Origin of the sequence: Streptomyces sp. NPDC005799 (assembly GCF_040630525.1) — a bacterium.
Taxonomy (GTDB): Bacteria; Actinomycetota; Actinomycetes; order Streptomycetales; family Streptomycetaceae; genus Streptomyces; species Streptomyces griseorubiginosus_B.
This window is the reverse complement of sequence record NZ_JBEXXQ010000133.1, coordinates 1-6,162: the sequence shown is the minus strand read 5'-3', so window position 1 is coordinate 6,162 and position 6,162 is coordinate 1. Positions and strand designations below refer to the sequence as shown.

General features: G+C 65.2%; 3 protein-coding genes and 3 pseudogenes. 3 read left to right on the top strand and 3 right to left on the bottom strand.

The annotated features are described in order from the left end of the window. Positions 1 to 253 (top strand): annotated as a pseudogene (locus tag ABZ453_RS50070) (IS3 family transposase); the annotation flags it as partial. 44 nt (positions 254 to 297) lie between these two features. Here ABZ453_RS50070 and ABZ453_RS50065 read toward each other — a convergent pair. Continuing rightward, positions 298 to 1,911, bottom strand: coding sequence for an IS4 family transposase (locus tag ABZ453_RS50065; protein ID WP_359026609.1), 1,614 nt, complete (start codon positions 1,909 to 1,911; stop codon positions 298 to 300). 128 nt (positions 1,912 to 2,039) lie between these two features. Here ABZ453_RS50065 and ABZ453_RS50060 point away from each other — a divergent pair. Together ABZ453_RS50060 and ABZ453_RS50055 are read left to right on the top strand one after the other, a co-directional pair. Next, a pseudogene (locus tag ABZ453_RS50060) lies at positions 2,040 to 2,240 on the top strand (IS3 family transposase); the annotation flags it as partial. Between the two features lie 12 nt (positions 2,241 to 2,252). Continuing rightward, a pseudogene (locus ABZ453_RS50055) lies at positions 2,253 to 2,888 on the top strand (ISAzo13 family transposase); the annotation flags it as partial. 117 nt (positions 2,889 to 3,005) lie between these two features. Here ABZ453_RS50055 and ABZ453_RS50050 read toward each other — a convergent pair. Both ABZ453_RS50050 and ABZ453_RS50045 read right to left on the bottom strand, forming a co-directional pair. Continuing rightward, the gene (locus ABZ453_RS50050) at positions 3,006 to 4,628 is read right to left on the bottom strand and encodes an AMP-binding protein (RefSeq protein WP_359026607.1); all 1,623 of its coding nucleotides are present in this window, start codon (positions 4,626 to 4,628) and stop codon (positions 3,006 to 3,008) included. 635 nt (positions 4,629 to 5,263) lie between these two features. Further along, positions 5,264 to 6,162 (bottom strand): transposase (locus ABZ453_RS50045; RefSeq protein WP_359026605.1); only part of this gene is annotated, 899 nt, incomplete at its 5' end.

Genomic DNA, 6,162 nt, shown 5'->3' with positions numbered 1-6,162 from the left:
CGGCTGGTCCGCGGCCACCGTGAAGGAGACCGTCTTCGTCCTGGACGCCCTGGAGATGGCCATCTGGCAACGCGATCGCGACCAACAGCCCGTTCGGCCAGGAGAGTTGATCCATCACTCGGACGCCGGGTCGCAATACACATCGTTCAAGCTCGCCGAGCACCTGGACGCCGCCGGCATCGCCGCCTCCATCGGCTCGGTCGGCGACGCGTACGGCAACACTCTGATGGAATCGACGATCGGCCTGTACAAGCAATGCCGCGGAGTTGACGTACCGTCCAGTACGTCAAGTTGAGCTCAAGACGTCGGTGGGGTCAGCCACTCCGGGGCGAGGCGGTATCGCCCTCGCCCCCCCCTGACCAGCATGAACTGGTCGGCCCACCAATTGATCTGTGTGCAGAGGCTGCGATATTTCGGGGTCGTCGTGATCCCCAGCGCACGGCTGATCTCCACGGTGCGCCAGGCTCGGTCCGGATCGGTGCGTAGGAGACGGAGCGTGAGTTCCTTGAACCCCACATCCCGCGATGTGTCTCCCGGCCCGGGAATACCGACCTCGCGGAGAGTGACGCTCTCGGCCGTGATCCGCTGGCTGTTCTTGGGGCGGGACTGCCCGGCAACGGTGTACTGGGAGATGGGGCACTTCACGAGGCGGGCGCTGGTTCGGGCGCGACGAAGAGGCAGCAGCCCGGTAAGTACGGCCCCGGTGACACCACCGGACACATCAGCAGGCGAGAGGATCCCTTCAGCAGCAACCAGCTGTTCCCGCACCGCGTGGAGCGCGATGGTGAAGCTTGCCCGGTCCGGATTCGTACCCGGCCGGGACTCGACCGCATCGACCATCGCCCGTCGGGTCGTTTGATAGACGGTCAGCAACGCCCAGAGCTCCTGTTCCAGACCGACAGGGTCGGCCGACCGCAGGACCCGTCCAGTGAACAGGGTGTCCTTGAGCGCGAGGAAGGCCAGTTCGATCTCCCACCGCTCGTGATACAGGCTGACCAGCCGTTCGGCGGGGTCGGTGCGGTGGTCCAGGAGCGTCGTCACCAGCCGGTACGGATCACCGATACGGCTTCCGTCGGAACATTCTGCGGTCACGTCCGCTTCGATGATCCGGAAGGTGCGGCTCAGCAGCCGGGTGAGGTCGGAGCCGTCCGGCAGCACAGCCATCACCGCGGGCCGACGACGCAGCGTGATCCGTACCAGCAGTTGCGCGCCGGTGTCAGCCACGTCGTTCAAGAACTCGTCGCCGGAGAAGTTGCGGTCTACGAGCAGCAGCATGCCCGGGTCGAGCAGGGGCAAGAGCCTTCGGGCGTAAGCGGGTTCGCCGGTGTTCGTCGGCCCGAACACCGCGCCCAGCAGGCCCCGGGTGCCGGTCTCGCACAGCGCCATCAAGCGGACGTGCGGATACCCCTCGACGCCTCGGTGACGGCGGGTCTTGCCCAGATGACCTCGGACACGGAGAGTGTCGGGAGCCTCCAGCGAACTGTAGCCGTCGAAGGCGACCGTACGCCATCGCCGATAGCACACGCCGGGGGTGGAAGGACGCGCCAGTGGGCCGGCCACGACCTCGAACAGCTCCCGAAGCGGCGCCGGACCAAGGCGGCGCCGGACCTCTCGCAACGCCTTCTCCGACGGAACCCACCAGGTCAGGGCGCGCAGTCCGGCGATCATCTTGCCCCAGACACGCAGGTAGCCGGCCTCCGGAAAGAGACACAGGGCCAGGACAAAGTACACCCCGACCCGCGAGGGCAGTCGCCGAAGCCTTCGCTCCACCGCGCGCGTGCGCTGCAGCACGTCGTCAACCAACTCGAAGGGCAAGTACTGCGTCAACTCGCCCAAGTGACCTGGGGCGAAGACGCCAGAGGCGACCGTGACGGCGCGCGTGAACGTCGAAGTGGCAGACTGGTCGGACAACGGGATCTCCGCTCGCAGTGAGGACCTTGGTCGGCTTCACTGCTGTAACGGAGGTCCCGTTCTTCACGTCCCGCAACGGCCACAAGACTGATCAACTTGACGTACTGGACGGTGCGTTAACTCCGCGGCATTGCCTGTTCAAGACCGAGTTGATCAAGCCCCAGCGGCCATGGAAGACGCTCTCCCAGGTCGAGTTGGCCACCGCCGAGTGGGTCGACTGGTACAACCACCGCAGGCTCCACGGTGAGACAGGCCACGTCCCGCCCGTCGAATACGAAGCCAGCTACTACACCGAATCCACGAAACCCAAGGTCACAACCACAGCCTGAGATCTCTACCGAACCCGGGGCGGTTCAATGATCGTCCGCGCGGAACTCGACACCGCCAGCTACGAGACCGGCGTCCGCATCAGTGACGGGCAGCTGAACGCCCTGGCCACTGAGCCGCCATGCCTGGCACGGCGACTGGAACTACACCCTCCACCCCAGGAACACCGCCGGGACGGCGTTCTTCCGATCCCGCCCCAGAACGAAGCCAGCCCCGGCCGCGACTGGCTTACCCATCCCGCCCTCACCGGCATCCCGCACGAGCAGTGGGACTCGCTGGTCACCGAGTTGGCAGCGGCCCGCGCGACTCAGCTGGAAGCAGACCTCCATCAGCGACGCGGCGGCGACCGGCAGAAGACCCCTGCCGCTGGCCTCTACACCGGTCGGCGCCCCGGCCTCACCCTCGTCGACCGGCTCCTGGCCACCATCCTCTACCAGAGGTTCAAGCTCCCCCAGGTCGTCATCGCCCCGCTCTTCACCGTGACACCCGTGACCCTCAACCGGGCCATCAGCCAAACCCGCCAGCTCCTCCACGACATCGGACACGCCATCGAACCCGCCGAGACGCAACTGGCTACCCTCGACGATCTCACCGACCTCACCGCACAACTCGGCATCCCCAAACCGGAGATCAAGACGGCGAGTTATTGATCGGCAAGTCCTAACTACCCAGCCTTGGGGGAAGGCCCCTGCTCGTCGAGACTGCCTCCGCGGCCGACCCGACGACCGGCTCATGCGCGGCCTCGTGCTCGGTGATGGTCTCGCTCATCAGGCGTCTCCTTGATCATCGGATCCGCCGTCTAATGGGCCCTCCCGGCGCAGGGCGTTGCGGAGTATCTTACCCGCGGGTGACTTCGGGATCCGGTCCAGGAACTCCACTTGCCGGATTTTCTTGTAGGGCGCGACCCGCGCCGCGACGAATGTCTGAACATCCTCGGCGTTCAGGTCCAGGTGCGTCGTTCGGCGTACGATAAACGCCTTCGGCAATTCCTCGCCGTCGGTGTGAACTCCGATTACAGCGGCGTCGGCGATTCCGTCGTGGGTGAGTAGGAGCGCCTCCAACTCTGCGGGAGCTACCTGGAATCCTCGATACTTGATCAGTTCCTTGAGACGGTCTACGACGTGGAAGGCACCGTCGGCATCGATGGTCACAAGGTCGCCGGTGTGCAGGAAGCCGTCAGCGTCGATCGTGGCGGCTGTCGCCTCGGAATTGTTGAGATAGCCCCGCATGATGTTCGGGCCGCGGCACCACAGCTCCCCGTGTTCGCCTAGCTCGGCGTCCCTACCAGTGACGGGGTCGACTACCCGGGCCTCCAGATTGGGCATCAGCAGGCCTACCGAGCCACGGTCGAGGTCGGGCCGATCGGCGGGGATGCCATGGGTGGTCGGACTTGCCTCCGTCAGGCCGTAGCCCTGAACCACAGTGGTGTCGAGCCGCTTGGCCAGTTCCTGCGCCACCTCACGGCTCAGGGGAGCAGCCGCGCTCATGACCTCCTTGAGACTGCTCAGGTCGTGCTGCTTCACCAGCGGAGAGGCAAGCAGGGCGAGGGCGATGGGCGGTGCGATATAGAGGTAGTCGACCCGGTGCTCGTCGATCGCCGACAGGAGCTGGGCGAGGTCGAACCGCGGCATGGTCACGATGCAGGACCGCTTGTAGAGGGAGCAGTTCATGATTCCGGTGATGCCATAGATGTGGAACAGCGGAAGCACCGCCATCACACGGGAGTTGGCGTCCGTACCGCTGATTGGCTGGGACTGCAGAACACTGGCCACCAGGTTGCGGTGAGTGAGCATGACTCCCTTGGGCAGGCCTGTGGTTCCCGAGGAGTACGGCAGAGCAGCGAGGTCATCCCCGCTGTTCACAACCGGGGAACTCGGCGCGGTGGTCTCAAGGAGCTTGTCGAACCCGATCTCCGGTACCGGGCCGGGCGCCCCATGGACCGAGCCAAGTACGATGATCTCTTGGAGACAGACACCGTCCTCGGCCGCTGCTGCCCGTGACCGGTCCAGGGCATCGGCCGAGGTGAACAGCACTCGGGCGCCGGAGTCGCGGAGTTGGTGGGCAAGTTCCGCAGGAGTGTAGAGGGCGCTGGCTGGTGAGGCGACGGCGCCCGCGCTGAGCACCCCGTGGAAAACCACCGGGTAGTCCGGGCTGTTGGGAGAGAAGATGACGGCGACGTCACCACGGCCCAGACCACGCTCGGTCAGACCAGCTGCGACCCGGTCGATCGCTTTGGTCAACTGCCCATAGGTATATCCGTGTCCAGAAATATCTATAACGGCCATGGTGTCCAGGTCGTGGACATTGTCGGATCCAACGTTGGCGAAAAGGAACTCGGGCAGGCCGAGATTCGGAATGGCGACATCGGGATAGGGGCTGCTAATGATCATTTGGGACTCCTCCGGTTTTCAGCTCTGGGCGGGGGGCGAGCCTGAACTTGCAGATGGGTCGCGAACCGGTGCGGTAAAAGGGTTCAGCAGGGGAAGCCCGGTCGGTGTCAGCTGAGCCCAACCACGGCCACTTCAGAGGGATGCCGTTGGCGCTCGTTGAACGCGCCCACGCAGCCCCGGTCCACCTCGTCCACGACGAGCTCAAGTGCGGTCTAGGGCGCGCGCAGATTGCGCTTGCTTCCGCTGCGGGTGCGGCCGACCAGACAAGCAGCAAAAGAGCTAGGTATTCCCGAGACTTACGAAACAAAAGATTAGTCGGCCCTTAGTTCTTTATGTGGAGCCAACATTCAATCGTTAAGAGCATCTTTTTTCACGTGGTGAGCTTCGCGAGTTCTTGCTAGCAGTTGAGGGCGGCTGCGAGGCCGAGGACGGTGAGGAAGTGGGAGCCCTTTCGCTCGTGCCGGACAGTGAGCTTCTTCAGAGTGACCACCGATTGAGTGACGACCTCGTGGTCGCCCCCTCGGCTGAGTCGCAGGTGAGGAGGCAGTCAGCCGAAAGGTGCCCATCACTCTGATATGTGACTGCTGAAAACGCTCAGTGAGCCGACGATAGCCGAATCCCAGGCGATTTCGTGTTCAGCTTCGCCATGATTCATACAAGCGCCTAGAGGCATGCGTCACGCCGGTGGCAGAATTGTGCCTTCGTCTGCGGATCGCTGCGACCTGGCCCTGTACTCCAGTCGCACTTCGTGATCTGACGGGTGGTTGAGGTGTGGGTTCAGGCGGGGCGGCGAGGCGTCGCTTGTAGTGGTGCCAGCGGGAGCGGGCTTGGTGGCGGCGTCGCCAGGTGGACCATTGCAGGTGGAAGGTCATGCGGTGGGTCGCGAGGGCGGTGGGCAGGTCCCGCAGTAGTGCGGTGAACAGTTGGAACAGGCGGCGGGCTTCGGTGACGGTCAGGGTGATCTGACCGAAGTCCTCGGGTGGTTCGGCAGCTCCGTCGGCGGGCAGGAGCGGATCGGGATGGGTGCGTCGGTCCAGGCTGGCGATCACGGCGAGCAGGGCGAGTGCGGCCGTCGCGAGCACCACGTGCCGGCGCCAGGAGCGGTAGCGGCGGGCCTGGGTGTGGTCCAGGCCGACGGCGTCCTTCCCGTTGGCGAAGTCCTCCTCCACCGCCCACCTGATCCCGGCGATCTTGACGAGGTCCGCCAGCGCCATGGACCGGCCCGGTGGCACGTAGGCGTAGAAGAAGGCCAGGTCGGTGGGGTCGGCGAGGGAGCGGTGGACCAGCAGATGGTGCCGGGTGTCGGCCGTGGCGACCAGCGCCCAGTCATAGACGCGCGGCCCCTTGGCGCCCTGTCCGCACGAGAGCCGGTTCCACGCTCGTTTGGGGACCTTCCGTGCAGCGAGCAGGCCGGCGCGGATCGGCCCGGCTTGGGTGGGCACCCGGAAGTCGACGCCGACGGCGAAGACGTAGCCGATGGCCTGCTCCTCGAAGAAGCCGCGCAGTTTGGAGCTGCGGCCGTACACTCCGTCGC

Excerpts from the sequence above, each read along its gene's own strand:
- ABZ453_RS50050 (WP_359026607.1), bottom strand. The coding sequence starts at position 4,628 with ATGATCATTAGCAGCCCCTATCCCGATGTCGCCATTCCGAATCTCGGC.